General features: G+C 60.7%; 19 protein-coding genes. 11 read left to right on the top strand and 8 right to left on the bottom strand.

Features of this window, described 5'->3' with window-relative positions:
- Window positions 1-21: 21 nt before the first annotated feature.
- Window positions 22-1,548, bottom strand: a complete 1,527-nt coding sequence (gene gpmI / locus KCG87_RS05450; protein WP_202370820.1) for a 2,3-bisphosphoglycerate-independent phosphoglycerate mutase — start codon at window positions 1,546-1,548, stop codon at window positions 22-24.
- A 154-nt stretch (window positions 1,549-1,702) separates the two neighbouring features.
- On the opposite strand from gpmI, the gene KCG87_RS05445 reads away from it, so the two are divergent.
- The 3 genes from KCG87_RS05445 to secB are packed head-to-tail and all read left to right on the top strand — an operon-like array spanning window position 1,703 to window position 2,915.
- Complete coding sequence (locus tag KCG87_RS05445; RefSeq protein ID WP_007961724.1) at window positions 1,703-2,116, top strand: rhodanese-like domain-containing protein; 414 nt, start codon at window positions 1,703-1,705, stop codon at window positions 2,114-2,116.
- A 1-nt stretch (window position 2,117) separates the two neighbouring features.
- Entirely contained in the window at window positions 2,118-2,372 is a 255-nt protein-coding gene (grxC, locus tag KCG87_RS05440) for a glutaredoxin 3 (RefSeq protein WP_064585543.1), read from the top strand.
- 57 nt (window positions 2,373-2,429) lie between these two features.
- Window positions 2,430-2,915 carry a protein-export chaperone SecB gene (gene secB / locus KCG87_RS05435; RefSeq protein WP_027611264.1) on the top strand — a complete coding sequence of 162 codons (486 nt, stop codon included), beginning with the start codon at window positions 2,430-2,432 and terminating at the stop codon, window positions 2,913-2,915.
- A gap of 130 nt (window positions 2,916-3,045) precedes the next feature.
- Here the strand turns inward: secB and KCG87_RS05430 are convergent, their stop codons facing one another.
- Window positions 3,046-3,501 carry a tRNA (cytidine(34)-2'-O)-methyltransferase gene (locus KCG87_RS05430; RefSeq protein ID WP_003220777.1) on the bottom strand — a complete coding sequence of 152 codons (456 nt, stop codon included), beginning with the start codon at window positions 3,499-3,501 and terminating at the stop codon, window positions 3,046-3,048.
- Here KCG87_RS05430 and KCG87_RS05425 point away from each other — a divergent pair.
- Window positions 3,500-3,940 carry a hypothetical protein gene (locus KCG87_RS05425; RefSeq protein WP_210556802.1) on the top strand — a complete coding sequence of 147 codons (441 nt, stop codon included), beginning with the start codon at window positions 3,500-3,502 and terminating at the stop codon, window positions 3,938-3,940. The two genes, KCG87_RS05430 and KCG87_RS05425, sit on opposite strands and share 2 nt — an antisense overlap.
- A 518-nt stretch (window positions 3,941-4,458) precedes the next feature.
- On the opposite strand, the gene ntrC is transcribed toward KCG87_RS05425, so the two are convergent.
- From ntrC to glnA, 5 genes are all read right to left on the bottom strand, one after another.
- On the bottom strand, window positions 4,459-5,895 hold the full coding sequence (gene ntrC / locus KCG87_RS05420; protein WP_007961729.1) for a nitrogen regulation protein NR(I): 1,437 nt from the start codon (window positions 5,893-5,895) through the stop codon (window positions 4,459-4,461).
- Window positions 5,892-6,977 (bottom strand): nitrogen regulation protein NR(II), encoded by a 1,086-nt coding sequence (gene glnL / locus KCG87_RS05415; protein WP_007961730.1) that lies wholly within the window; start codon window positions 6,975-6,977, stop codon window positions 5,892-5,894. The genes ntrC and glnL overlap by 4 nt, the downstream gene beginning before the upstream one ends.
- 231 nt (window positions 6,978-7,208) lie before the next feature.
- On the bottom strand, window positions 7,209-7,826 hold the full coding sequence (locus tag KCG87_RS05410) for a DUF4124 domain-containing protein (RefSeq protein ID WP_115988403.1): 618 nt from the start codon (window positions 7,824-7,826) through the stop codon (window positions 7,209-7,211).
- Window positions 7,823-8,335, bottom strand: coding sequence for a DUF4124 domain-containing protein (locus tag KCG87_RS05405; protein WP_210556800.1), 513 nt, complete (start codon window positions 8,333-8,335; stop codon window positions 7,823-7,825). Before KCG87_RS05405 ends, KCG87_RS05410 begins: the two co-directional genes overlap by 4 nt.
- Before the next feature lie 286 nt (window positions 8,336-8,621).
- Window positions 8,622-10,028, bottom strand: coding sequence for a glutamate--ammonia ligase (gene glnA, locus KCG87_RS05400; RefSeq protein WP_007961736.1), 1,407 nt, complete (start codon window positions 10,026-10,028; stop codon window positions 8,622-8,624).
- 328 nt (window positions 10,029-10,356) lie between these two features.
- Between glnA and thiI the strand changes: the two genes are divergently transcribed.
- Both thiI and typA read left to right on the top strand, forming a co-directional pair.
- The gene (gene thiI, locus KCG87_RS05395) at window positions 10,357-11,811 is read left to right on the top strand and encodes a tRNA uracil 4-sulfurtransferase ThiI (protein ID WP_027611269.1); all 1,455 of its coding nucleotides are present in this window, start codon (window positions 10,357-10,359) and stop codon (window positions 11,809-11,811) included.
- 139 nt (window positions 11,812-11,950) lie between these two features.
- A complete protein-coding gene (typA, locus tag KCG87_RS05390; protein ID WP_007961739.1) occupies window positions 11,951-13,771 on the top strand; it encodes a translational GTPase TypA in 1,821 nt (606 codons plus the stop codon).
- A gap of 328 nt (window positions 13,772-14,099) precedes the next feature.
- Here the strand turns inward: typA and KCG87_RS05385 are convergent, their stop codons facing one another.
- On the bottom strand, window positions 14,100-14,537 hold the full coding sequence (locus KCG87_RS05385) for a YkgJ family cysteine cluster protein (protein WP_016985748.1): 438 nt from the start codon (window positions 14,535-14,537) through the stop codon (window positions 14,100-14,102).
- A 257-nt stretch (window positions 14,538-14,794) separates the two neighbouring features.
- Between KCG87_RS05385 and KCG87_RS05380 the strand changes: the two genes are divergently transcribed.
- The 5 genes from KCG87_RS05380 to KCG87_RS05360 all read left to right on the top strand — a co-directional run bounded on the left by KCG87_RS05380 (window position 14,795) and on the right by KCG87_RS05360 (window position 24,405).
- Window positions 14,795-17,245 carry a glycogen/starch/alpha-glucan phosphorylase gene (locus tag KCG87_RS05380; RefSeq protein ID WP_097086973.1) on the top strand — a complete coding sequence of 817 codons (2,451 nt, stop codon included), beginning with the start codon at window positions 14,795-14,797 and terminating at the stop codon, window positions 17,243-17,245.
- Between the two features lie 256 nt (window positions 17,246-17,501).
- Window positions 17,502-21,098, top strand: a complete 3,597-nt coding sequence (locus KCG87_RS05375; protein ID WP_210556798.1) for a DUF2339 domain-containing protein — start codon at window positions 17,502-17,504, stop codon at window positions 21,096-21,098.
- Complete coding sequence (locus KCG87_RS05370; RefSeq protein WP_210556797.1) at window positions 21,095-22,459, top strand: DUF3999 domain-containing protein; 1,365 nt, start codon at window positions 21,095-21,097, stop codon at window positions 22,457-22,459. The genes KCG87_RS05375 and KCG87_RS05370 overlap by 4 nt, the downstream gene beginning before the upstream one ends.
- A gap of 329 nt (window positions 22,460-22,788) precedes the next feature.
- The gene (locus tag KCG87_RS05365) at window positions 22,789-23,799 is read left to right on the top strand and encodes a class 1 fructose-bisphosphatase (protein ID WP_007961744.1); all 1,011 of its coding nucleotides are present in this window, start codon (window positions 22,789-22,791) and stop codon (window positions 23,797-23,799) included.
- Between the two features lie 3 nt (window positions 23,800-23,802).
- Window positions 23,803-24,405 carry a DUF924 family protein gene (locus KCG87_RS05360; protein WP_210556795.1) on the top strand — a complete coding sequence of 201 codons (603 nt, stop codon included), beginning with the start codon at window positions 23,803-23,805 and terminating at the stop codon, window positions 24,403-24,405.
- The last annotated feature ends 122 nt before the right edge of the window (window positions 24,406-24,527 follow it).

Genomic DNA, 24,527 nt, shown 5'->3' with positions numbered 1-24,527 from the left:
TGCGGCGTTTTATGGATTCGTTCAGACCAGAATCGAGGTACCAGTCATTTCCGCCGGTTTTTCCAGGCCCAGCAGCATCAGCATGGTCGGCGCGACGTCCGCCAATACGCCGCCTTCACGAACCTTGAGGTCACGCTTGCCGACATAAATGAACGGCACAGGCTCGGTGGTGTGCGCGGTGTGCGCCTGGTGGGTTTCTTCATCGGCCATTTTTTCGACGTTGCCGTGGTCGGCGGTGATCAACGCTTCGCCGCCAACCTTTTCCAGCGCCTCGACGATGCGCCCGACGCAGGTGTCCAGGCATTCCACGGCTTTTACCGCAGCGTCGAACACGCCGCTGTGGCCGACCATGTCGCCGTTGGCGTAGTTGACCACGATCACGTCGTAACGCTGATGCTCGATGGCGTCGACGATGCGGTCGGTGACCTCGGGCGCACTCATTTCCGGTTGCAGGTCGTAGGTGGCGACTTTCGGCGACGGGATCAGGATGCGCTCTTCACCCGGGAACGGTTCTTCACGGCCGCCGGAGAAGAAGAAGGTCACGTGCGCGTATTTTTCGGTTTCGGCGATGCGTAGCTGGGTCTTGCCGTTTTTTGCCAGGTAGTCGCCAAGCACGTTTTCCAGACTGCCCGGAGCAAAGGCTGCAGGGGCTGGAATGCTGGCGGCGTATTGGGTCAAGCCCACGTACTGCACTTTTGGCTGGCGCGCGCGCTCGAATTCCTTGAAATCGTCTTCGACAAATACTCGGCTCAGCTCGCGGGCACGATCGGCGCGGAAGTTCATGAACACCACGGCGTCGCCGTCTTCGACCTTGACCGGCTCGCCGATGGTGGTGGCTTTGACGAATTCGTCGCTCTCGCCACGGGCGTAGGCGGCGTCGAGGCCTTCCTGAGCGGTGGCGGCGTTGAATTCGGCGTTGCCGTCAACGATCAGGTTGTAGGCCTGAGATACGCGGTCCCAACGGTTGTCACGGTCCATCGCGAAGTAGCGACCGATGAGGCTGGCGATGCGGCCCTTGCCGAGCGCCTGGAAGGTCGCGTCGAGCAGTTCGATTGACGACGCGGCGCTTTTCGGTGGCGTGTCGCGACCGTCGAGGAAGGCGTGCAGGTAGATTTTTTCGGCGCCGCGCTTGAAGGCCAGTTCGGCCATGGCGATCAAGTGATCCTGGTGGCTGTGCACGCCGCCATCGGACAGCAGGCCCATGAAATGCACGGCCTTGCCGGCGGCCACGGCTTTATCCACAGCGGCACAGATGGTCGGGTTGTCGAAAAACTCACCGTCGCGGATCGCTTTGGTCACGCGAGTGAAGTCCTGATACACCACGCGCCCGGCGCCGAGGTTCATGTGGCCGACTTCGGAGTTGCCCATCTGGCCGTCAGGCAGGCCGACGTCCATGCCGCTGCCGGAGATCAGGCCGTTCGGCACCGTGGCCCACAGACGATCGAGCACAGGCTTCTTCGCCGCATACACGGCATTGGATTCGTGGCTGTCACTGTGACCGAAGCCGTCGAGAATCATCAGGACCAAAGGTTTAGGCGTGGTAGTCATGGAATCCACTCGTGGCTAATAAAGAAGAGGGCGATGGAAAAGGGAGTGGCGAGTTTAATGCTTAGTTCCGACCACGTCACCGCCGGACGGGGTTTGGCCCACCATAGTGGCTGTGTATACTGGCCGACATTTTAACGCCCTGGAACCTCCTTCAATGGTTGCTCACCTGATTGAATTTGCCACTAACCACTACATTCTTGTCGGTATCTTCGTCGTACTGCTGGCTCTGCTGCTGGCGCACACGATGCAGGGCGGCGGTAAAAGCCTGAGCACCGGCGAACTGACCGCACTGGTCAACAAGGACGCAGGCGTGGTGGTGGACATCCGTCCGGCGAAAGATTACGCCGCCGGTCATATCGTTGGCGCGATCAACATTCCTCAAGACAAGCTGGCTGCGCGTACCGGCGAGCTGGAAAAGCACAAGGCCAAGACCATCATTCTGGTCGACGCCCTGGGCCAGACCGCTGGCACCCATGCCCGCGAACTGATGAAATCCGGCTTCACCGCCGCCAAGCTGTCCGGCGGGATTTCCAGCTGGAAAGGCGACAACCTGCCGCTGGTGAAGTGATATGAGCGAAGTCATCGTCTACTCCAGCGATTACTGCCCTTATTGCGTGCGAGCCAAGCAATTGCTCGTGAACAAAGGTGTGGCCTTCGAAGAGATCAAGGTCGATGGCAAGCCGCAGATTCGTGCTGCCATGAGTCAGAAGGCCGGACGCACCTCCGTGCCGCAGATCTGGATCGGCGACAAGCACATCGGCGGTTGTGATGATTTGTATGCCCTGGAGCGCGCCGGCAAGCTCGACGCGCTGCTCAAGGCCTGAACGGCTGCACCCACGTACAGCAATCCCTAAAAGACCCAAGATCAGAAAGGATCTGAGATGACTGACCAACAGAACACTGCAGCCAGCGAAGAAGAAACCGCACCGCAATTCTCCTTGCAGCGCATCTACGTACGCGATCTGTCCTTCGAAGCCCCGAAAAGCCCGGCGATCTTCCGCCAGCAGTGGGACCCGACCGTCGGTCTGGATCTGAACACTCGCCAGAAAGAACTGGAAGGTGATTTCTACGAAGTGGTACTGACCCTGTCCGTAACCGTGAAAAACGGCGACGAAGTGGCCTTCATCGCTGAAGTGCAGCAGGCCGGTATCTTCCTGATCAAGAACCTCGACGCGGCTTCGATGAGCCATACTCTGGGTGCGTTCTGCCCGAACATCCTGTTCCCGTACGCTCGCGAAACCCTGGACAGCCTGGTGACCCGTGGTTCTTTCCCGGCCCTGATGCTGGCGCCGGTGAACTTCGACGCCCTGTACGCGCAAGAGCTGCAGCGCATGCAGGAAGCTGGCGAGACGCCGACCGTTCAGTAAGTATCTGAGCGACGACGCAAGTCCAATGTGGGAGCGGGCTTGCTCGCGAAAGCGGTGTGTCAGGCGACATCAATGTCATCTGATACGACGCCTTCGCGAGCAAGCCCGCTCCCACATTTGTTATGTGCACTTATTTGAAGTCGTTCTGCCGCCACGCTTCGTACACGGCCACTGCCACGGTGTTGGACAGGTTCAGGCTGCGGCAGCCTTCACGCATCGGCAGGCGCAGGCGCTGTTCGGCGGGCAGTGCGTCGAGCACTTCCGGCGGCAGGCCACGGCTTTCCGGGCCGAAGATGAACGCATCGCCCGGGACGAACGCGGCGTCGTGAAACGGCCGCGAGCCCTTGGTGGTGAACGCGAACAACCGTGGGTTGCCGAGGCTTTCCAGGCAACTGGCGAGGTCGGCGTGGCGCTGCAACGTGGCATATTCGTGGTAGTCGAGACCGGCCCGGCGCAAGCGCTTGTCGTCCATCTCGAAACCCAGCGGTTCGATCAAATGCAGGTGGCAGCCGCTGTTGGCGCACAGCCTGATAACGTTGCCGGTGTTCGGCGGAATTTCTGGTTGAAAAAGGATGACGTGAAACATGCACGGCTCCGAAGGTAAAGATGACGCGCATTCTACGCCGCAAGCCGACCCGCGTTCGAAACTATTCCCGCGGGTGATCGGTTCGCTGGCGATTGTCGGCGTGATGGTCGGTTTGATGATCGGTCGCCTGACCACGCAGGACCCCAGCGTGCTGCAGCAGGTCGACGTGACCGGTGACGGCCTGGTGGTGTGGTTCAACAACGAACCGAAGCTGCACGGTGAAATCATCGATGGCACCGTGGCCCTGTTGTTTCAGGCAGAGGGCAAGGCGCAAAAGGGTCAGCTCAAGCTCAACGGCAAGGACGTGAACTGGCGAACGCGCGTGAGTGACGGTGGGTTGTTGCTGACGGTGCTGGCGGCGCGGCCGCTGCAAGGGGAGTGGGCCGGGAGCAAGGTCGATGACCGCTGGCGGCTGGAGATCCATCTCCGGGAGCAATAAAAGCGGGAATCCCCGGCCTGCCTGTACCAGGGTTCCCAAAACGGGGTGGACTTCGCTGAGCGCGTCGGTCCGGTGTAAAGAGGGAACCCCCGGCCTGCCTGTACCAAGGATCCCAAAAGGGTGGGTTCGCCGCGTTGCGGTTTGAACCCGGTGTAAAGAGGGGAATCCCCGGCCTGCCTGTACCAAGGTCCCCGAAACGGGTGGTGAATCGAATCACCTGTGAGGGTTATTGCAGGCGGCGTGCCAGTTTTAGTATTTGGAAACAGAAAAATCTTTCAAATGCACGAAAGCCCCGTAAATCGGGGCTTTGGTGTTTTTACTGGTTGGGTTTTTCAGTCTTGCCTGGATGGTTTTTGCATAGGTTGCGATGCCCGATCACGGGTCAAAGTGCATTAGGTTGGTGCACGGCGGGGCCACTGCGGGAGCGGGCTTGCTCGCGAAGGCGTCGCGTCAGTCACTGATACGTTTCATGAACAGCGCTTTCGTGAGCAACCCACTCTCAGAGGGGGCGTGGTTGATCAGCCCTCATCCCCCTCATCATCATCCCCACCGTCCACCTTCATCCCCAATTCTTTGATCTTGCGCGTCAGGGTATTACGCCCCCAGCCGAGCAATACCGCCGCATCACGCCGGCGACCGGCCGTGTGCTTCAGTGCGGTCTCGATCATGATCCGCTCGAACGCCGGCACCGCGCTGTCGAGCAGGCTCGACTGGCCACGGGCCAACGCTTGATCGGCCCACTGGCGCAGCGCCTGCTCCCAGTTGGTCACTGGCGCCGAGTCCTGCGGCAGGCTCAGCAGTTCCGGTGGCAGGTCACTGATGTGCACTTCGCGCCCGGAGGCCATCACGGTGATCCAGCGGCAGGTGTTCTCCAGCTGCCGCACGTTGCCCGGCCATGGCAGGTTCTTCAGGTATTCCTCGGTCTCGCTTTTCAGCAGCTTCGGCTCCACCGCCAGTTCTTGCGCAGCGCGGCTGAGGAAGTGCTTGGCCAGGGTCGGGATGTCTTCGCGACGATCAGACAGACGCGGGATGTGGATGCGGATCACGTTGAGGCGGTGGAACAAGTCCTCACGGAATTTCCCGGCATGCACCAGGGTTTCCAGATTCTGGTGAGTTGCAGCAATGATCCGCACGTCGACCTTGACCGGCACGTGCCCGCCAACGCGATAGAACTCGCCGTCGGCCAGCACCCGCAGCAAACGGGTCTGGGTATCGGCCGGCATGTCGCCGATTTCGTCGAGGAACAGCGTGCCGCCGTCAGCCTGTTCGAAGCGTCCGCGACGCAGGTTGGCCGCGCCAGTGAATGCGCCTTTCTCGTGGCCGAATAGCTCGGATTCCATCAGGTCCTTGGGGATCGCCGCCATGTTCAGCGCGATGAACGGCGAGGCCGCGCGCGGGCTGTGGCGGTGCAGGGCGTGGGCCACCAGTTCTTTACCGGTGCCGGATTCGCCGTTGATCAGCACGGTGATGTTGGAGTGGCTCAAGCGGCCGATGGCGCGAAACACCTCCTGCATCGCCGGCGCTTCGCCGATGATTTCCGGAGTGCGGGTCAGCGCCGGCACCACTTCCAGGCCTTGCTGCTCTTGCGCATGCTGATTGGCGCGCTTGACCAGCGATACCGCCTCGTCGACGTCGAACGGCTTCGGCAGGTATTCGAAAGCGCCGCCCTGATAAGACGCAACGGCGCTGTCGAGGTCGGAGTGCGCGGTCATGATGATCACTGGCAACCGTGGGTGCTGTTCGCGGATACGTGCCAGCAGGTCGAGGCCACTGGCGCCCGGCATGCGGATGTCGGAAATGATCACATCAGGCTGCTGACGGGCCAGACGACTCATCACGCCATCGGCGCTGTCGAAGCTCTGCGTGGTCATGCCTTCCTGCTGCAAGGCCTTTTCCAGAACCCAACGGATAGAACGGTCGTCATCGACGATCCACACGGTTTCACTACGGCTCATGTCGATGTGGCTCCTTGTTCCAGTGGCAGAAAGATCGAGAACGTGGTGTGGCCGGGGTGGCTGTCACACTCGATCAGGCCCTGGTGCTGGCTGATGATGTTCTGGGTGATGGCCAGGCCCAGCCCGGTACCGTCCGGGCGGCCGCTGACCATGGGAAAGAAGATGGTTTCCTGAAGTTCTGCAGGGATCCCCGGGCCGTTGTCGATGATCTCGATTTTGGTCACCAGGCGATGGCGGACGTGGCCGATGGTGAACTGGCGCATGGTCCGGGTGCGCAGGCTGATGCGGCCCAGACGCAGCTCGTTCTGGCTGCTGATCGCCTGCATGGCGTTGCGCACGATGTTCAGTACGGCCTGAATCATTTGTTCGCGGTCGATCAATACGTCGGGAATGCTCGGGTCGTAGTCGCGCACCAAGGTGATGCAACCCTGGCTTTCCGCTTCGACCAGTTGGCAGACGCGTTCGAGCACTTCGTGAACGTTGCACAACGCCAGCGACGGCAGCTTGTTCGAGCCGAGCATGCGGTCGACCAGATTGCGCAGGCGGTCGGCCTCTTCAATGATCACGTTGGTGTAGTCGCGCAGGCTGTCTTCCGGCAATTCGCGGGCCAGCAATTGCGCGGCGCCACGGATGCCGCCGAGCGGGTTCTTGATCTCGTGGGCGAGACCACGCACCAGCATTTTGCTGGTTTCCTGCTTGGACAGTTGCGCCTCTTCCTTGGTGATCCGCAGCAGGCGATCACGCGGGTGCACCTCAAGCAGAAGCATGGTCGCGCCGTTGCTGAGGATCGGCGTCACTGCGTAGTCCACGGTCAGGGTCTGGCCGGTGAGGGCGGTGAGCATCGCTTCGCGTTTGGTGAACGGGTGTGCCTGTTCAACCGCCTGGCGCAGCGAGTTGAGCGCCTCGGTGGACTCGGTGAACAACTCGCTGATGAACTGCCCATGGCTGCGCTGACCGCTGATGGCCAGCAGCATCTCGGCCGCCGGGTTCATGTATTCGAGGCGCAATTCGGCGTCGAGCAGGATGGTGGCGGTGGTCAGGTTGTCGAGCAGCAAACGGTGGATTGCGTCGCTAATAGTCATCGGAGCCTCTTTTGGGGGCGGAGCGTGCGCAAGAAGCAGGCGTCGTTAAACGGAAAATGCAAAAACCAAACCAAGGCTCCGAAAAGAAGCGTTCAACCCGTGAAACAGGCGTTTGACGCTCGTTTGAGTGGCAGGGTGCCAGCTCGAACGGGAAGTTTCGAACCAAAATGGGTTGGAATCTGGGTACGGTGCAGCCCATTGCACCAATATAGTGCGTAAAGCTGAATGGCGTTAGAAGAAGCGCAGGAAGGGATTTTTTTCTTCGGCGGGTTTGTCTTTCAGCGGACATTCCGGGCGCACGCCGTAGTCCTCGCTGACGCAGGGTTTGACCTGGCGTTTCTGCGCCAGCGAGATGCGCAGCATGTGGAACGGCTGGTTGGCGGTGCGCTCGACAGTGCGACCCTGCTCATCAAGGATTTCCACCGACAGGTTGTGACTGCCGCGGTCGATGTTGCTCAGCGGGAATACCGGACTCAGTCCCGGCTCGCCAGTGGCCTGGCCGTCCAGCAGCAGGCGATAGCGATGGCCCTGCTGTAAGCCAGGTTCGCTGGTGACACTGACGATCACCTCGCCCGCGCTGCTGCGAAGGGTCGCATCCGGCTCGGGGATCAGGATGCGCAGCATGTCGTAGTGAAACGGTGGTTGTTCCGCGACCTTTTTTACAGCGCTGATCGGTGCGGCAGCCGTGGGGTTGGCCGACATGCGATTGCTGGTGGCTATAGGCACGCGCTTGGCGTTGCCGCGCGGCTGGTCGGTGTAGACGCGATTGCCCTGCGCGTCGACATAGGTGAAGACCTCTGCCGAAACGGGCAGGGCGAACAGGCACAGGATCAGCCAGAAAATCCTCATGGCTTGTGCACCCGCTGTACGGTGAGCACCACCGCCGGGCTCTGCTGGATGATCGCTTCGCCGTCGATCACCTGCACCGCGAGACGATGCTCGCCGCGATCGACATTCACCAATTGCAGGATCGGCACGTTGCTCGGCTGGCCGTAAGGCGCGTCGTCCAGGATCAGCCTTAATTGGTGCGGCGCCTGCAGGCGCGGCTTGATCAGCACATTGACAGTGAAGGTGCCGTTGTTGGCGCGCAGCGCTTCTTCGCTGGGCAGGCCGGTCAGCTCCAGCACCTCGTAGGCACTGCGTGCCGCGGGGCGTGTGTCGGTGCTTGAAGGCGCTGGCGCGCTCGGTGCCTGTGGCTCGACGCGGTTGAGTGGCGGCAACTCGACCGGCTGCGCCTGAACACCGTCCGGCGAGTGATCGCTGTAAACCGTGTTGCCATTGGCATCGGTGTACTTGTAGATCTGCGCGGCGGCGGGCAGGGCGATCAGCAGCAGGATGTAGAGACAGGTGCGACCCATGAAATCGACCGGGAAAGAAAGCGATGGGGTGCAGCATAGGCCAGGTGCGGCGGTTGGCCCAACCCGGGACATATCCGGAGATCATTCAGACGCCAAAAATCCCTGTGGGAGTGGGCTTGCTCGCGAATGCGGTCGGTCGTTGAAGGTGATGGTGGCTGACACGACGCCTTCGCGAGCAAGCCCGCTCCCACAGGGGTTTTGAGTAGTTTCATAAATCGTGGGCAATAAAAAAGGCCTCCCGAAGGAGGCCTCTTTTTGTCACGCCGCGTGGCGCGGCGCTACCGGATCAGCAGCTGTAGTACAGCTCATATTCCAGTGGGTGTACGAAGGTACGGACCTTGATTTCTTCTTCGGATTTCAGCGCGATGTAGGCGTCGATGAAGTCGTCGGAGAACACGCCGCCCTTGGTCAGGAACGCACGGCCCTTGTCCAGCTCTTCCAGGGCTTCTTTCAGGCTGCCGCAAACTTGTGGGATCTCTTTCGCCTCTTCAGGCGGCAGGTCGTACAGGTTTTTGTCAGCGGCATCGCCTGGGTGGATCTTGTTCTGGATACCGTCCAGACCGGCCATCAGCAGTGCTGCGAAAGCCAGGTACGGGTTGGCAGCCGGATCCGGGAAGCGTGCTTCGATACGACGGCCGCGTGGGCTGTTGACGTAAGGAATACGGATCGAGGCGGAACGGTTGCGAGCCGAGTAGGCCAGCATCACCGGCGCTTCGAAACCTGGCACCAGACGCTTGTAGGAGTTGGTAGCCGGGTTGGTGAAGCCGTTCAGGGCCTTACCGTGCTTGATGATACCGCCGATGAAGTACAGGGCAGTTTCGGACAGGCCGGCATAGCCTTCGCCAGCGAAGGTGTTCTTGCCGTCTTTGGCGATGGACATGTGCACGTGCATGCCCGAGCCGTTGTCGCCGTACAGTGGCTTCGGCATGAAGGTCGCGGTGCGGCCATATGCGTCGGCAACGTTGTGCACAACGTATTTCAGAGTCTGAACTTCGTCAGCTTTCTTCACCAGGGTGTTGAACTTGACACCGATTTCGTTCTGACCGGCAGTCGCCACTTCGTGGTGGTGAACTTCAACGGTCTGGCCCATCTCTTCCAGTGCGTTGCACATGGCAGTACGGATTTCGTGGTCGTGGTCGAACGGCGGAACCGGGAAGTAGCCACCTTTGACGCCTGGACGGTGACCCTTGTTACCGCCTTCGATGTCCTGGTCGGACATCCAGGAGCCCTGTTCGGAGTAGATCTTGAACATCGAGCCGGAGATGTCGGACTTGAACTTCACTTCGTCGAAGATGAAGAACTCTGGCTCGGGACCGGCGAAGACGGTGTCACCGATACCGGTGGTCTTCAGGTATTCCTCGGCACGGTGAGCGATGGCGCGCGGGTCGCGATCGTAACCCTGCATGGTCGACGGTTCGATGATGTCGCAAACCAGGATCAGGGTTGCGTCTTCGGTGAACGGGTCGAGAACGGCAGTATCGTCGTCCGGCAGCAGGATCATGTCGGAGGCTTCGATGCCTTTCCAGCCAGCGATGGAGGAACCGTCGAACATCTTGCCGACTTCGAAGAAGTCGTCTTCCAGCGCATCGCGAGCCGGCATGGTCACGTGGTGCTGAGTGCCTTTGGTGTCCGTGAAGCGCAGATCAATCCACTTGACGTCATGATCTTTGATGAGTTGAACCGACTTCGACATAGTGTCCTCCGGGTGGCTTAGGGCTTGGTAGTGGATGCCCTTAATAGGGGTGATGCCGGCGCAGATACTCTGCCAAGGCAACCTGCCTCACAAGGGAGCAAATTGCATGCCAGTGCCCCAGCATGGGTTTTTTGCCCCAATTTCACGCTTTGAGCACTGCAAAGCGACGTAAAGGCGAAAATCTCGCCCCTTAATGTAGCGCTTCAAATCAGAAATGACCCGTTTTGGTGCAAGTGAAACCTTCTGCATATTAACTGGTTAAACCTTGAGCAATTTCCGCTATAATCCGCGCCCCCCTTTTTCGGCTGGCCCTGCGCGCGCTGTTTTCATGAAACTAATCGTAAAAGTCTTCCCCGAGATCACCATCAAAAGCCGCCCTGTCCGGATGCGTTTCATCCGCCAGCTGGCCAAGAACATCCGTGCCGTGCTCCGCGATCTGGACCCGGCCGTGGTGGTGAACGGTGTGTGGGACAATCTCGAGCTGGAAACCCGCGTTACCGACCCCAAAGCCTTGAAAGAGATGGGTGAGCGCCTGACCTGCACCCCGGGTGTCGCGCATTTTCTGCAGATCGACGAGTACCCGCTGGGCGACTTCGACGACATCACCGAGAAGTGCAAACAGCACTATGGCGATGTGCTGGCCGGGAAGATTTTCTCGGTGCGCTGCAAGCGTGCCGGCAAGCATCCGTTCAGTTCGATGGACGTCGAAAAATACGTCGGCAGCAAGCTGCGTCGTGAGTGCGGTGCGGCCGGAATCGACCTCAAAGACCCGGAAATCGAAGTTCGCATCGAAGTTCGCGACCAACGGTTGTTTGTCATCCACAGCCAGCACAACGGCATCGGCGGTTACCCGCTCGGCGCTCTGGAGCAGACGCTGGTATTGATGTCCGGCGGCTTTGACTCGACGGTTGCCGCGTACCAGATCATGCGTCGCGGCCTGATGGCGCATTTCTGCTTCTTCAATCTCGGCGGGCGTGCCCACGAATTGGGCGTGATGGAAGTCGCGCATTTCATCTGGAAGAAGTACGGCAGCTCGCAACGCGTGCTATTTGTCAGTGTTCCGTTCGAAGAAGTGTTGGGCGAAATTCTCGGCAAAGTCGATAACAGTCATATGGGCGTCGTATTGAAGCGTATGATGTTGCGCGCATCGTCGGCCATCGCCGACCGGCTGCACATCGACGCGCTGGTCACCGGCGAAGCGATCTCCCAGGTATCGAGCCAGACGCTGCCGAACCTGTCGGTGATCGACTGCGTGACCGACAAACTGGTCCTGCGCCCACTGATCGTTGCGCACAAGCAGGACATCATCGACACGGCCAACGAGATCGGCACCGCCGATTTCGCCCGGCACATGCCGGAGTACTGCGGGGTCATCTCGGTCAATCCGAAGACTGCCGCCAAGCGCCACCGTGTTGAGCACGAAGAGAAAGAATTCGACATGGCGGTTCTCGAGCGTGCGCTCGAAAACGCCAAGCTGGTGCCGATCGATCGAGTGATCGACGAATTGGGCCAGGACTTGCAGATCGAAGAAGTCGGCGAAGCGCTGGCCGGTCAGATCGTCATCGACATCCGTCACCCGGATGCGGCCGAGGATGACCCGCTGGAACTCGCCGGCATAGAAGTACAGACGATGCCGTTCTACGCAGTGAACGCTCGTTTCAAGGAGCTGGATCCGACTCGCCAGTACCTGCTGTATTGCGACAAAGGCGTGATGAGTCGCCTGCATGCTCACCATTTGCTCAGTGAGGGGCATGCCAATGTGCGCGTTTATCGACCGAGCTAAGTGCCCGGGGCTGTTTGCCTGTGGCCTGCGTCACCGGCCCCCCGACACCGCCGTCAAGCTGTAACGGCCATGCCGGACACTACTGTTAATCGCTGCCAAGACTTGTCAGCAAACCGAATCCTCTGATCGAGATACACAAGTGATCGAAAATCTACGTAACATCGCCATCATTGCCCACGTTGACCATGGTAAGACCACCCTGGTAGACAAACTCCTGCGTCAATCCGGCACTCTGGAGCGCAACGAGCTCAACGACGAGCGCGTGATGGACTCCAACGACCAGGAAAAAGAGCGCGGTATTACCATTCTGGCGAAAAACACCGCCATCAACTGGAACGGCTACCACATCAACATCGTGGACACCCCGGGCCACGCCGACTTCGGCGGCGAAGTAGAACGCGTAATGTCGATGGTTGACTCCGTTCTGCTGCTGGTTGACGCTCAAGACGGCCCTATGCCGCAAACCCGTTTCGTGACCAAGAAGGCGTTCGAAGCCGGCCTGCGTCCAATCGTGGTCATCAACAAGGTTGACCGTCCAGGCGCGCGTCCGGACTGGGTTCTGGACCAGATCTTCGACCTGTTCGACAACCTCGGTGCTACCGAAGAACAACTGGACTTCCAGGTTGTTTACGCTTCGGCCCTGAACGGTATCGCCGGTCTGGATCACACCGCCATGGGCGAAGACATGACTGCGCTGTACCAGGCAGTTGTCGACCACGTTCCGCCTCCGGCCGTTGACCGTGACGGTCCGTTCCAGATGCAGATCTCCGCTCTGGACTACAACAGCTTCCTGGGTGTTATCGGTGTTGGCCGTATCGCTCGTGGTCGCGTCAAGCCGAACACCCCGGTTGTCGCGATCAGCGCCGACGGCAAGCGCCGCAACGGTCGTATCCTGAAGCTGATGGGTCACCACGGTCTGCACCGCATTGACGTTGAAGAAGCAGCAGCCGGCGACATCGTCTGCATCAGCGGCTTCGACGAGCTGTTCATCTCCGACACCCTGTGCGACATCAACACCGTCGAGGCGATGAAGCCGCTGACCGTTGACGAGCCAACCGTTTCCATGACCTTCCAGGTAAACGATTCGCCATTCTGCGGTAAAGAAGGCAAGTTCGTGACCTCCCGTAACATCAAGGATCGTCTGGACAAAGAGCTGCTGTACAACGTTGCACTGCGCGTTGAAGAAGGCGACTCGGCTGACAAGTTCAAGGTTTCCGGCCGTGGTGAGCTGCACCTCTCGGTACTGATCGAAACCATGCGTCGCGAAGGCTTCGAGCTGGCCCTGGGCCGTCCTGAAGTGATCATCCGTGAAGTTGACGGCGTGAAGCAGGAACCGTTCGAAAACGTCACCATCGACATCCCTGAAGAATCGCAGGGCAAGGTCATGGAAGAGATGGGTCTGCGTAAGGGCGACCTGAGCAACATGGTGCCGGATGGCAAGGGCCGTGTTCGTCTGGAATACAACATCCCTGCTCGCGGTCTGATCGGTTTCCGTAACCAGTTCCTGACCCTGACCAACGGTGCTGGCATCCTGACCTCGATCTTCGATCGTTACGCTCCAGTGAAGTCGGGCCACATGTCCGGCCGTCAGAACGGCGTTCTGGTTTCGGTTGAAACCGGCAAGGCACTGACCTACTCGCTGGAAACCCTGCAGGCTCGTGGCAAGCTGTTCGTAGAACACGGCCAGGAGATCTACAACGGTCAGATCGTTGGTCAGAACAGCCGCGACAACGACCTGGGTGTGAACCCTACCAAAGGCAAGAAGCTCGACAACATGCGTGCTTCGGGTAAAGACGAAACCATCGCTCTGGTACCACCTGTTCGCTTCACTCTGGAACAGGCTCTGGAATACATCCAGGAAGACGAGCTGTGCGAAGTCACGCCTAAGTCCATCCGTCTTCGCAAGAAGATCCTGGACGAAAGCGAGCGTACCCGCGCTGCCAAGAAAGCCAAGGCATAAGATTTAGCCCAGGCTGAAAAAAAACGCCCCCGGTCGCGAGACCGGGGGCGTTTTTGTTTGTCTGGGGGAAATGTCGATTGAGCCTTGAAGATCAAAAGCCCCTCACCCTAGCCCTCCCGAAACGTCGGACCGCCCGGAGGGAGAGGGGACTGAATGGGGGATATTCGTGAGATGCACCGACTTGCAAGAATTCTGCTGAATCCATAATCGATTTGGTGGGGCTTTATCGAATCCATAATCGACTGGGTGTTACAGGTCGATGTATGGCGCCAGACACCTCGGTCGGCCCCCTCTCCCTCCGGGAGAGGGCTGGGGAGAGGGTAAGCTTTTAGAACTTCTCAATCGCGCGGAAATTCTGCACCCGCTCGACTTCTTTCGGCTTGTACGCGCAATACCCCGGCCGCGGGCCGATTTTCGGGTGGTTGCGGCAAGTGTCCGGGCGTTTGTCATAAATGGTGCACAGGCGGCTCTTACGATCCAGGTAGTAGCAATCGTTGTTGCTCATACGCTGCAGGGTGAAGATCCCCGACTTCTGGTTGAAGCGCTCGACCAGCCCTTCCTTTTGCAGGCGCTTGGCGATGTTCTTCGGCGGATCACCCAGTTCGAACTCGTCAACCACGCCGATGCGTACCAGGTCCTTGATCTTGACCTCGACCGGCAGGGTGCAGCAGCTGGAGACACAAGAGCCGCACATCGGGGCCGAATATTTGGCCCACGTATCGAGACGGTCGATCTCGGCGGCGGCAATCAGGTTGGGCTTCATCATCGGGAATTACCAGGCGTGTGCATCAGGGCGCGCGATCATACCGGGACTGGTGGATTTTTGAACAACCTTTCGCCAGTTTTTTGCAAATGCCGCGCAAATGTCATTCAGTCCGGCACGGCCCCTGCATTCATTAGCCCACTCGCCAAGGTAATGCCGGGCTATCTCACCGACTTCGGAAAAACTGCCGAACCAGCGCCTCTACCGTCGGTCAGACCGTCTAGGCTCAGACAATTCCCCGCTCGCTCGAGGTCCTATCGATGACTCAAGAACCACTAGTTCGCGAAGCAGAGGTGGCCGCATTCCGCGATGCCGTCCTGACCAAGCTCACCTATGCAGTGGGTAAAGACCCGGATCACGCCTTCGACCATGACTGGTTCGAAGCCATTGCCCTGGCGGCGCGCGACCACATGGTCGAACACTGGATGGACCACACCCGGCAGATCTATCGCAAAGGCCAGAAACGGGTGTATTACCTCTCGCTGGAATTTCTCATCGGTCGTTTGCTCTACGACAGCCTGAGCAATCTCGGCCTGCTCGACGTCGCGCGTGAAGCGCTGACCGAACTGGGCGTCGATCTGGAACGCATCCGCCTGCTGGAACCTGACGCGGCACTCGGCAACGGCGGCCTCGGACGTCTGGCGGCGTGCTTCATGGAAAGCATGTCGACCCTCGGCATCGCCGGGCACGGCTACGGCATTCGCTACGAGCATGGACTGTTCCGGCAGGCCATCGTCGATGGTTGGCAGCAGGAGCAGACCGAGCACTGGCTGGATTTCGGCAACCCGTGGGAGTTCGAACGTCCGGAAGTGGTGTACTCGATCGGCTTCGGCGGCAGCGTCGAAACCGTCACCGATGCCAGCGGCAAGACCAAACAGGTCTGGTCGCCTGCGGAAACCGTGCGCGCGATTGCCTATGACACGCCAGTGGTCGGCTGGCGCGGGGCGAGCGTCAACACCCTGCGGCTGTGGCGTGCGCGAGCCATGGAAGATCTGCACCTGGAGCGCTTCAACGCCGGTGACCACTTGGGTGCCGTCGCCGAAGTCGCCCGCGCTGAAAGTATTTCCCGCGTGCTTTACCCGGCAGACAGCACTGAGGCCGGGCAGGAACTGCGCCTGCGTCAGGAGTATTTCTTCGTCGCCGCTTCTCTGCAAGATTTGCTGCGTCGCCATCGCAACATGCACACCTCGGTGCTGACCCTGGGCGATCACGCGGCGATCCAGCTCAACGACACCCACCCTTCGATTGCCGTTGCTGAATTGATGCGGCAACTGGTCGACGTCTACGACGTGGCCTGGGATGCGGCGTGGCAAGTCACCGTCGATACCTTGTCGTACACCAACCACACGCTGTTGCCCGAAGCGCTGGAAACCTGGCCGGTCGGCCTGATGGAGCGCATGCTGCCGCGGCACATGCAGATCATTTATCTGATCAACGCCCAGCACATCGACTCGCTGCGGGCCAAAGGGATTCACGATTTCGACGTGCTGCGCGCGGTGTCGCTGATCGAAGAGGACAACGGTCGCCGGGTGCGCATGGGCAACCTCGCGTTCCTCGGTTCGCACAGCGTCAACGGCGTGTCCGGGCTGCACACGCAGTTGATGCGCAAGACAGTATTCGCCGAACTGCACAAGCTCTACCCGGAACGGATCAACAACAAAACCAACGGCATCACCTTCCGCCGTTGGCTGTTCCAGGCCAACTCCGAGCTGACCTCGATGCTGGTCGACTCCCTCGGCCCGGAGGTGCTGGATAACCCGGAAGAACGCTTGCTCGATCTCGAACCGTTCGCCGAGCAACCCGCCTTCCGCAAAGCCTTCGCCGAACAGCGCCTGCACAGCAAAAAGGCCTTGGCCTATCTGATTCACGAGCGGCTGGGGATCGCGGTCAATCCGGCGGCGATGTTCGACGTGCAGGTCAAGCGGATCCACGAATACAAGCGCCAGTTGCTCAACCTGATGCACACCGTGGCGCTGTATCAGGCAATCCGCGCCGAGCCTGAAGTCGACTGGGTACCTCGGGTGAAAATCTTCGCCGGTAAAGCGGCGGCCAGTTATCACCAGGCCAAACTGATCATCAAACTGACCAACGACATCGCCCGGGTGGTGAACAACGACCCGACCGTACGCGGCTTGCTGAAAGTGGTGTTCCTGCCCAACTACAACGTCAGCCTGGCGGAGAGCATCATTCCGGCGGCGGACTTGTCCGAGCAGATTTCCACGGCCGGGTTCGAAGCCTCGGGCACCAGTAACATGAAGTTCGGCCTCAACGGTGCGCTGACCATCGGCACCCTCGATGGCGCCAACGTGGAAATGTGCGAGCGTATCGGTGCCGAGCACATGTTCATCTTCGGCCTCAGCGCTCAGCAGGTTGAAGCGCGCAAGCAGAACCACGAGTTCAGCGCCGCGCCGGACATCGCCGCGTCGCATCGTTTGAGCGACGTGCTGCAAGCGATCCGCAGTGGCGTGTTCTCGCCAGATGACACGTCGCGTTACACCGGATTGATCGATTCGCTGGTGGACTACGACCGCTTCCTGGTCTGCGCCGACTTCGATTCCTATTGGGAAGCGCAAAAACGCGTCGATGCGCACTGGCACGATTCCAACAACTGGTGGCGTTCGGCGGTGCTCAACACGGCGCGGATGGGCTGGTTCTCGTCCGACCGGACGATTCGCGAGTACGCCACGGATATCTGGAAGGCACTGGAGTGATTTTCTGCAACAAATGTGCGTAAGGCCCAACGTTTGTTGGGCCGGATCGATATACTGAGCGCCGGTTTACCGAATGTGTCAGTCAGCATAAGACCCCTTGTGGGAGCGGGCTTGCTCGCGAAGGCGTTGTATCAGTCAACCGGATATCGACTGACACAACGCCTTCGCGAGCAAGCCCGCTCCCACATTGGATTTTGCCTAGACTGAAGCAACTGTCGGGATTGCCCCGCCTCGGGGCTGCTTAGGGATATCGACCATGCAATGGATGTTCATGTTGATCGGGCTGCTGCTCGGCTGGCTGCTCGATGAGTCGTTCAGTGCCGCGCTGCTCGGTGCACTGCTCGGGCTGGCGATCGGGCAAACGCTGCGTATCGCCCGTCTTGGCTCGCAGGCCACCGACCAACAGCGTCAACTGGAACAGGCCAAGGTCGCCCTGCAAGCCGTCGAGCAGCGTCTGTTTCTGCTTGAAGGTGCCAGCGTGCGCACCACACCGCCGAGCGTGGCGCCGATGCCGGACGCCATCGTTGAGCCGATCATCGTCGCCGAACAATCATCCTCCCCCACGCCGGAGCTGGTCTGGGAACTGCCACCCGAACTCGAACCGATGTCTACCGTTGCCAGCGAAACCAGCCAGCCGCTGCCGGCGGATGTCTGGCGTCTGGATGCTGTTACCGACGAGCCAGCAGCGCCGGCACAGCCTGCCGAACCTCGTGGCCCGAACCTGATCGAGCGTGGCATCAATGCTGCTCGCAACTGGCTGTTCGGCGGCAACACCGTGCTGCGGGTCGGTGTGGTGCTGCTGTTTTTCGGTCTGGCCTTCCTGTTGCGCTACGCCACCGAAGGCATGGTGGTGCCGATCGAATTGCGTTACGCCGGTGTTGCGGCGGCGGCGTTGGCCCTGCTGGCGCTGGGCTGGTGGCTGCGCACACGCAACAACAGCTATGCACTGATCTTGCAGGGCACCGGGATCGCGGTGCTGTACCTGACGGTGTTTGCGGCGATGCGTCTGCATCCGTTGCTCGATCCGTCCGCCGCGCTGGGTTTGCTGGTGGCGGTCACGGTGTTCTCGGCGATTCTCGCCATCACTCAGGATGCGCTGGGGCTGGCGGCGGCTGCAGCATTGGGCGGTTTCGCCGCGCCGATCCTGACCTCGACCGGGGAGGGCAACCATGTCGCGCTGTTCAGCTATTTCGCGTTGCTCAATGCCGGCATTCTCGCCATTGCCTGGTTCAAGGCCTGGCGCCTGCTTAACCTGATCGGGTTCGTCGGCACGTTCGGTATCGGCTTCGCCTGGGGCCTGCGCTCCTATGCGCCCGAGCTGCTGTGGAGCACCGAGCCGTTCCTGATTCTGTTCTTCCTGATGTACCTGGGCATCGGCCTGTTGTTCGCCCGACGTAAGTTGCTCGACATGCCCGATGCGCCGGCGGACGGCGATCGCGAGGCGCTGCTGCACTGGTCGGCGCGCAAAGGCGACTACGTCGACGGCACGATGCTGTTCGGCCCGCCGATCGTGGGCTTCGGCTTGCAGTTTGCGCTGGTGCAGCACCTGGAGTTCGCCGCCGCGTTCAGCGCACTCGCACTGGGCGTGATCTACATGGGCCTGGCCCGGGTGTTGATGGGCGGCCGCGCCTTGTTGCTGGGTGAAACCTGTCTGGCGCTGGGGGTGATTTTCGCCAGTCTGGCGATCCCGCTGGGCCTCGATGCGCGCTGGACTTCGGCGGCGTGGGCAGTGGAGGGCGCGGGGATTTTCTGGCTCGGCCTGCGTCAGCATCGGCCGTTCGCCCGAGCGTTTGCCCTGCTGCTGCAACTGGGGTCGGCGCTGGCCTTTCTCAGTCAGTTGCGAGTTGGTGAAAGCAGCCTGCTCGACGGCGCACCGTTGGGCGCATTGATGCTCGGCATCGCGCTGCTGTTCAGTTTCTATCAATTGCGCAAAGCCTCGGCGGAACAGGCTTCGCCGTGGGAGCGCCAGGGCTTGCCGGTGCTGGCGGCGCTGGGTCTGACCTTCCTGTACCTGTTGGCGCCGCTGTTTTTCCTGGTTCAGGCGACAGCGATCAGTTGGGCCTTGGCCGGACTGGTGACCCTGTTTGTCGGCCTGCGCCTGCAATCGCGCACGTTCCTGTTCACCGCGTTCGCCGTGCAGTTGCTCGGCGGTGCGTTGTTCCTGTTGCGCCTGCAAGGTGCAGGTGAGGATTCGGCGGCCGTGTTCAGCGCCGGGTGGAGCGGTTTGCTCAGCGCATCGGTGATCGGTGTGGCGTTGATCGGCGGGATGCTGCTGGCGGCGCGCGACGAGATGGTGCGCGGCGATGTGCGGCTGCTGCGCGGGTTGTCGGTGGTGTTGCTGGCGGGGTTGGTGCTGATCAATCTGGCGGTGCTGTTCGTGCTGCCGTGGCAAACCGCGAGTGCGGTGTGGGCGGCGAGCGGTCTGTTGATCATCTGGCTGAGCCTGTACCTCAAACAGCGCGTGAGTTTTGTCTTTGGGCTGTTGTTGCAGTTGATCGGTGGCGCGGCGTTCTTGTTGGCCGGCCCCGAGTTGCTCGGGCCGCTGTCCAGCGAAGGACTGCGGCCGTTGGCCCATTGCGGTTTCTGGACGCCGCTGGTATTGGGGCTGGCCGCGCTGGTCGGTGCCTGGCGTCTGCAACTGGGCAATCACGCCTCGGCCTTCGATGCGCTGAGTTTGCAACGCCTGTCCGAAGTGCTGCTGGTGTGGGGCGCCGGTTGGTGGGCGTTGGCGTGGGTCAGTGAGGTGCTGCGTTTTGCGCCGCTGAATCTGCAGGCGACGCTGTTGCTGCTGATTGCCGCGCTGAGTGTGGCGCTGTGGACATTGTTGGCGCTGCGCCTGAAATGGCCGGCGCTGGGCCTGCTCTGCACCTTGCTGATCCCGGCGGCGGGGCTGGTGCTGCTGGCGGCGTGGCATGCGCGTTATCACCCAGCGGCGAATTTCGGTTGGCTGGCGTGGGTATTGGTGTTCGCCGTGCATTTCTTCAGCCTGCGGCGTCTGGCGCCGATGCTACCGGCACGCGCCTTGAGCACGGCGCACGTGCTGGGTTGCTGGCTGCTGATCGGCGTACTGGCGCTGGAGCTGCGCTACGGTCTGCTGCTGTTGTCCGAGCAATACAACGCGTGGCGCTGGCTGGGCTGGGCGATCCTGCCGAGCCTGTATCTGCTGTTGGCGGCGGCTCCGCGCAACTGGCCGTGGCCGGTGGCAGCGTTCCCTCGCGAATATCGTTTGTACGCCGCCGCGCCGCTGGCAGTGCTGATGCTGGCGTGGTTCTGGCTGGCCAACGGTGTCAGCGACGGCAACGCCGAACCGCTGCCGTATGTGCCGCTGATCAACCCGTTGGAATTGGGCCTGCTGTTCGCCTTGTTCGGGGTGTACGTGTGGTCGCGTCATGCGGTGACGCAGTTTGCCCTGCGCAAGGATTACGCCGAGTACGCCACGCAACTGGTCGCCGGGGTCTCCCTATTCGCCTTCTGTACCGCGTTGGTGACCCGCGCCGCGCACCATTGGGCGGGCATTCCGTTCGAGCTGGATCTGCTGCTCGAATCGATGCTGGTGCAGGCCGGGTTGTCCATCGTCTGGACCTTGATGGCGTTGGGGCTGATGATCGGCGGACACCTGCGTCACCGGCGCGAAGTGTGGCTGATCGGCGCGGCGTTGATTGCGCTGGTGGTGGCCAAACTAATTTTTGTCGAATTGAGCAACCGTGGCGGACTGGCCCGGATCGTCTCGTTTATCGGCGTCGGCGTGTTGCTGCTGGTGGTGGGCTATTTCGCACCGCTGCCACCGAAACGTGTCGAAGCCGAACCGGTGGCGGACAAACCCGTGCCGGATACCGAAGGAGTTTCATCTTGAGTCGCATGCTGAGTCTGGGGTGGTTGGCGTTGGGCGTGGTGATGGCTGCTGGCGCGCAGGAAAAACCGGCGGACTTCGCCACGCAGGTGCCGCTGGCGGTGAGTGGCAACGGCCCGTGGTATCGCCTCGACCTGCCACTGAGCGCGCAATTGCAGGCACGCCAAACCGATCTCAGTGATCTGCGCGTGTTCAACGCCGCCGGCGAACCGCAGGCCTATGCCCTGGCTCGGGAATCGGCGCAGACTCGCGACGACGGCCAGTTGCATGAGGTGAAGTGGTTCCCGCTGTACAACGCCGCCGATGCCAGTGAGCGTGCGCCGAACGTGCGCGTGCAATCGACCACCACCGGCACATTGGTTGAAGTGCAGCCGTCGACTCAGCTGGAGGCCGGCGAAGAAGTGCTGCGTGGCTGGTTGCTCGATGCCAGTGCGATCAAGGCGCCGCTGCAGCAGTTGATTCTTGACTGGACCAGCGAGCGTGACGGCTTCCAGCGCTTCAGCATCGAGGCCAGTGATGACTTGCAGCATTGGCAGGCGTGGGGCGAGGGGCAGGTCGCGCGGCTGACCTTTTCCGACGAACGCATCGAACAGCACGAAGTGACGCTGCCGGGGCAATCTGCGCGCTATCTGCGCCTGTTGTGGGATGCGCCAACCTCGGCGCCCATCCTCACGTCGGCGCAACTGAAAAGCAGCGATCCACGTAACGTGCCGCTGCCGTTGGTCTGGTCGCAAGCGCTGGCGGGCAACAGCACCAAGTCCGGCGAGTACACCTGGCAGTTGCCGATGGGCCTGAATGTCGAGCGGGTGCAGGTCGAGCTGAAGCAGCCGAACAGTCTGGCTCCGGTCACACTCGCGGGCCGGCGCGAAAGCAGCCTGCCGTGGCAGACACTGAGCAACGGTTTGCTGTATCGCCTGACCCAGAACGGTCAGGACGTGGTGCAAAACGAATTGCAGTTGTACGGGCAGACTGTGCAGCAGCTGAAACTGAGCGTGGATGAGCGTGGCGGCGGTCTGGGTGAGCAGGCACCGAGCCTGAAGTACGCGGTGCGGGCGACCCAGGTGATTTTCCTCGCACGGGGTGACGGGCCTTACAGCCTGGCGCTGGGCAATCCGACGGTGAAAACCGCGAACCTGCCGCTGAGCACGCTGATTCCGGATTTCAAAGCGGAAAAACTCGCGGCGCTGGGCAAGGCAACGGTGCAGGGTGAAGTGATTGCCACACAGGCTACGCCGGCAACCACGACGGCGGTAGCCGAGACCAACTGGAAGAAGATCGGCCTGTGGGCGGTGTTGCTGGTGAGTGTGGTGTTCCTCGGGGCGATGGCGGCGAGTCTGTTGCGCAAGCCGCCGACCAATTCCTGAGCATGGCTGGCGCTGCGCGCCATTCGCGAGCAAGCCCGCTCCCACATTGATCGCGTCCAGCAGGGCTACTCGGTCAACTGTGGGAGCGGGCTTGCTCGCGAAGGCGGCCGATCGGCCAACAAGAATTTCAGATCGGTCGCGGATCCGCATGCACCACCCGTCCCGTTTCGAACTACGCTCAATCCGGTACCTGAACTCTCTCGACCCGATCACGTCTGATACAAGCAATTGCGCCCCAATGCACGTTACCGGGCGTCATCGCTCGCTACGTTTTCAGACTCCCTGTAAACTGCGCGGGTTTTTAGCCCCCCATTCCACCGGAGCCGTCCATGTCCCGCGTTACCCTGAGTCGCTATTTGATTGAGCAGACCCGCAGCAATAACACTCCTGCCGATCTGCGCTTCCTGATCGAAGTGGTGGCGCGTGCTTGCAAAGAGATCAGCCACGCCGTGTCCAAAGGCGCCCTGGGTGGTGTTCTGGGCAGCATGGGCACTGAAAACGTCCAAGGCGAAGTGCAGAAGAAGCTCGACGTGCTGTCGAACGAGATCCTGCTCGAAGCCAACGAATGGGGCGGTCACCTGGCCGGCATGGCGTCCGAAGAAATGGACAATGCCTACCAGATCCCGGGCAAATACCCGAAAGGCGCCTACCTGCTGGTGTTCGACCCACTGGACGGCTCGTCGAACATCGACATCAACGCTCCGGTCGGCACCATCTTCTCGGTACTGCGTTGCCCGAACGAATACCTGAGCCAGAACGAGCCGCTGAACGAAAAAGCCTTCCTGCAGCCAGGCACCCAGCAGGTTGCCGCCGGTTACGCGATCTACGGCCCGCAGACCATGCTGGTGCTGACTCTGGGCGACGGCGTCAAAGGCTTCACCCTGGACCGCGAAATGGGCAGCTTCGTACTGACCCACGAAGACATCACCATTCCTGAAACCACCCAGGAATTCGCGATCAACATGTCCAACCAGCGCCACTGGGAAGCCCCGGTACAACGCTACGTCAGCGAACTGCTGGCCGGCGAAGAAGGTCCGCTGAAGAAGAACTACAACATGCGCTGGGTCGCGGCGATGGTGGCCGACGTGCACCGCATCCTGACCCGTGGTGGTCTGTTCATGTACCCACGCGACAGCCGTGAGCCATCCAAGCCCGGCAAACTGCGTCTGATGTACGAAGCCAACCCGATGTCGTTCCTGGTGGAACAGGCCGGCGGCGCGTCCACCGACGGTCACCAACGCATCCTCGACATTCAGCCCGAAGGCCTGCACCAGCGCGTAGCGGTGTTCCTCGGCTCGAAAGAAGAAGTCGCCCGCGCCACGGCTTACCACAAGGAATAAGCCATGACCGCGCCCTGGCAGCCGTTGCTCGATTGGTGGTTCGGACAAAGCGAATCACCGGACGAGATTGCGGCTGACAAGGGCAAGTTGTGGTTCGGCAAGAAAGACAGCCAGGACATCGAAGCGCGTGAGCGTTTCGGGGTCTTTGTCGATCAGGCCCTCGCTGGCGAATTGACCGAGTGGACGCAACGTCCCGAAGGTTGGCTGGCGCTGGTGCTGCTGCTTGATCAACTGCCGCGCATGATTTTTCGCGACACTCCCAAAGCATTCTCGGGTGATCTGCGTGCGCAGAAACTTGTCGCGCAGGGCATTGCAGCGGACTTCGACCGGCAACTGAAGCCGATTCAGCGGGTATTCATTTATCTGGTGTTCGAACACTGCGAAAACCTCGCGGTGCAGAACGAAGCCGTTTCGCGCTTTATCGATCTGGTGGCTGAGCAGCCGGAAAGCGAACGGGCGGTGTTTGCCGACAATCTGGACTATGCCGAGCGGCATCGGAAAGTGATTGCGCGGTTTGGAAGGTTTCCGCATCGCAATGCGGTGTTGGGACGGGAGTCTACGGCGGAGGAGTTGGCGTTTTTGAAAGAGCCAGGTTCGCGTTTTTAGAACGATTCTCGGCAACCTCAACAACCAGCCCTCACCCTAACCCTCTCCCGGAGGGAGAGGGGACTGACCGAGGTGTTTTGTCGCTATACGTCGACCTGAAGCATCCAGTCGAACTCAGGTTT

Origin of the sequence: Pseudomonas sp. MWU347, from assembly GCF_017947305.1 — a bacterium.
GTDB classification, from domain to species: Bacteria; Pseudomonadota; Gammaproteobacteria; order Pseudomonadales; family Pseudomonadaceae; genus Aquipseudomonas; species Aquipseudomonas putida_A.
The sequence above is the reverse complement of the archived record's forward strand: the minus strand, read 5'-3'. Positions and strand labels throughout refer to the sequence as shown.

What these genes read in the sequence shown, in the direction of transcription:
- grxC (WP_064585543.1), top strand. Translation starts at nt 2,118, where the DNA reads ATGAGCGAAGTCATCGTCTACTCCAGCGATTACTGCCCTTATTGCGTG.
- KCG87_RS05445 (WP_007961724.1), top strand. Translation starts at nt 1,703, where the DNA reads ATGGTTGCTCACCTGATTGAATTTGCCACTAACCACTACATTCTTGTC.
- secB (WP_027611264.1), top strand. Translation starts at nt 2,430, where the DNA reads ATGACTGACCAACAGAACACTGCAGCCAGCGAAGAAGAAACCGCACCG.
- KCG87_RS05410 (WP_115988403.1), bottom strand. Translation starts at nt 7,826, where the DNA reads ATGAGGATTTTCTGGCTGATCCTGTGCCTGTTCGCCCTGCCCGTTTCG.
- glnL (WP_007961730.1), bottom strand. Translation starts at nt 6,977, where the DNA reads ATGACTATTAGCGACGCAATCCACCGTTTGCTGCTCGACAACCTGACC.
- KCG87_RS05365 (WP_007961744.1), top strand. Translation starts at nt 22,789, where the DNA reads ATGTCCCGCGTTACCCTGAGTCGCTATTTGATTGAGCAGACCCGCAGC.
- KCG87_RS05425 (WP_210556802.1), top strand. Translation starts at nt 3,500, where the DNA reads ATGCACGGCTCCGAAGGTAAAGATGACGCGCATTCTACGCCGCAAGCC.
- gpmI (WP_202370820.1), bottom strand. Translation starts at nt 1,548, where the DNA reads ATGACTACCACGCCTAAACCTTTGGTCCTGATGATTCTCGACGGCTTC.
- KCG87_RS05380 (WP_097086973.1), top strand. Translation starts at nt 14,795, where the DNA reads ATGACTCAAGAACCACTAGTTCGCGAAGCAGAGGTGGCCGCATTCCGC.
- ntrC (WP_007961729.1), bottom strand. Translation starts at nt 5,895, where the DNA reads ATGAGCCGTAGTGAAACCGTGTGGATCGTCGATGACGACCGTTCTATC.
- KCG87_RS05385 (WP_016985748.1), bottom strand. Translation starts at nt 14,537, where the DNA reads ATGATGAAGCCCAACCTGATTGCCGCCGCCGAGATCGACCGTCTCGAT.
- glnA (WP_007961736.1), bottom strand. Translation starts at nt 10,028, where the DNA reads ATGTCGAAGTCGGTTCAACTCATCAAAGATCATGACGTCAAGTGGATT.
- KCG87_RS05375 (WP_210556798.1), top strand. Translation starts at nt 17,502, where the DNA reads ATGCAATGGATGTTCATGTTGATCGGGCTGCTGCTCGGCTGGCTGCTC.
- KCG87_RS05405 (WP_210556800.1), bottom strand. Translation starts at nt 8,335, where the DNA reads ATGGGTCGCACCTGTCTCTACATCCTGCTGCTGATCGCCCTGCCCGCC.
- KCG87_RS05430 (WP_003220777.1), bottom strand. Translation starts at nt 3,501, where the DNA reads ATGTTTCACGTCATCCTTTTTCAACCAGAAATTCCGCCGAACACCGGC.
- thiI (WP_027611269.1), top strand. Translation starts at nt 10,357, where the DNA reads ATGAAACTAATCGTAAAAGTCTTCCCCGAGATCACCATCAAAAGCCGC.
- KCG87_RS05360 (WP_210556795.1), top strand. Translation starts at nt 23,803, where the DNA reads ATGACCGCGCCCTGGCAGCCGTTGCTCGATTGGTGGTTCGGACAAAGC.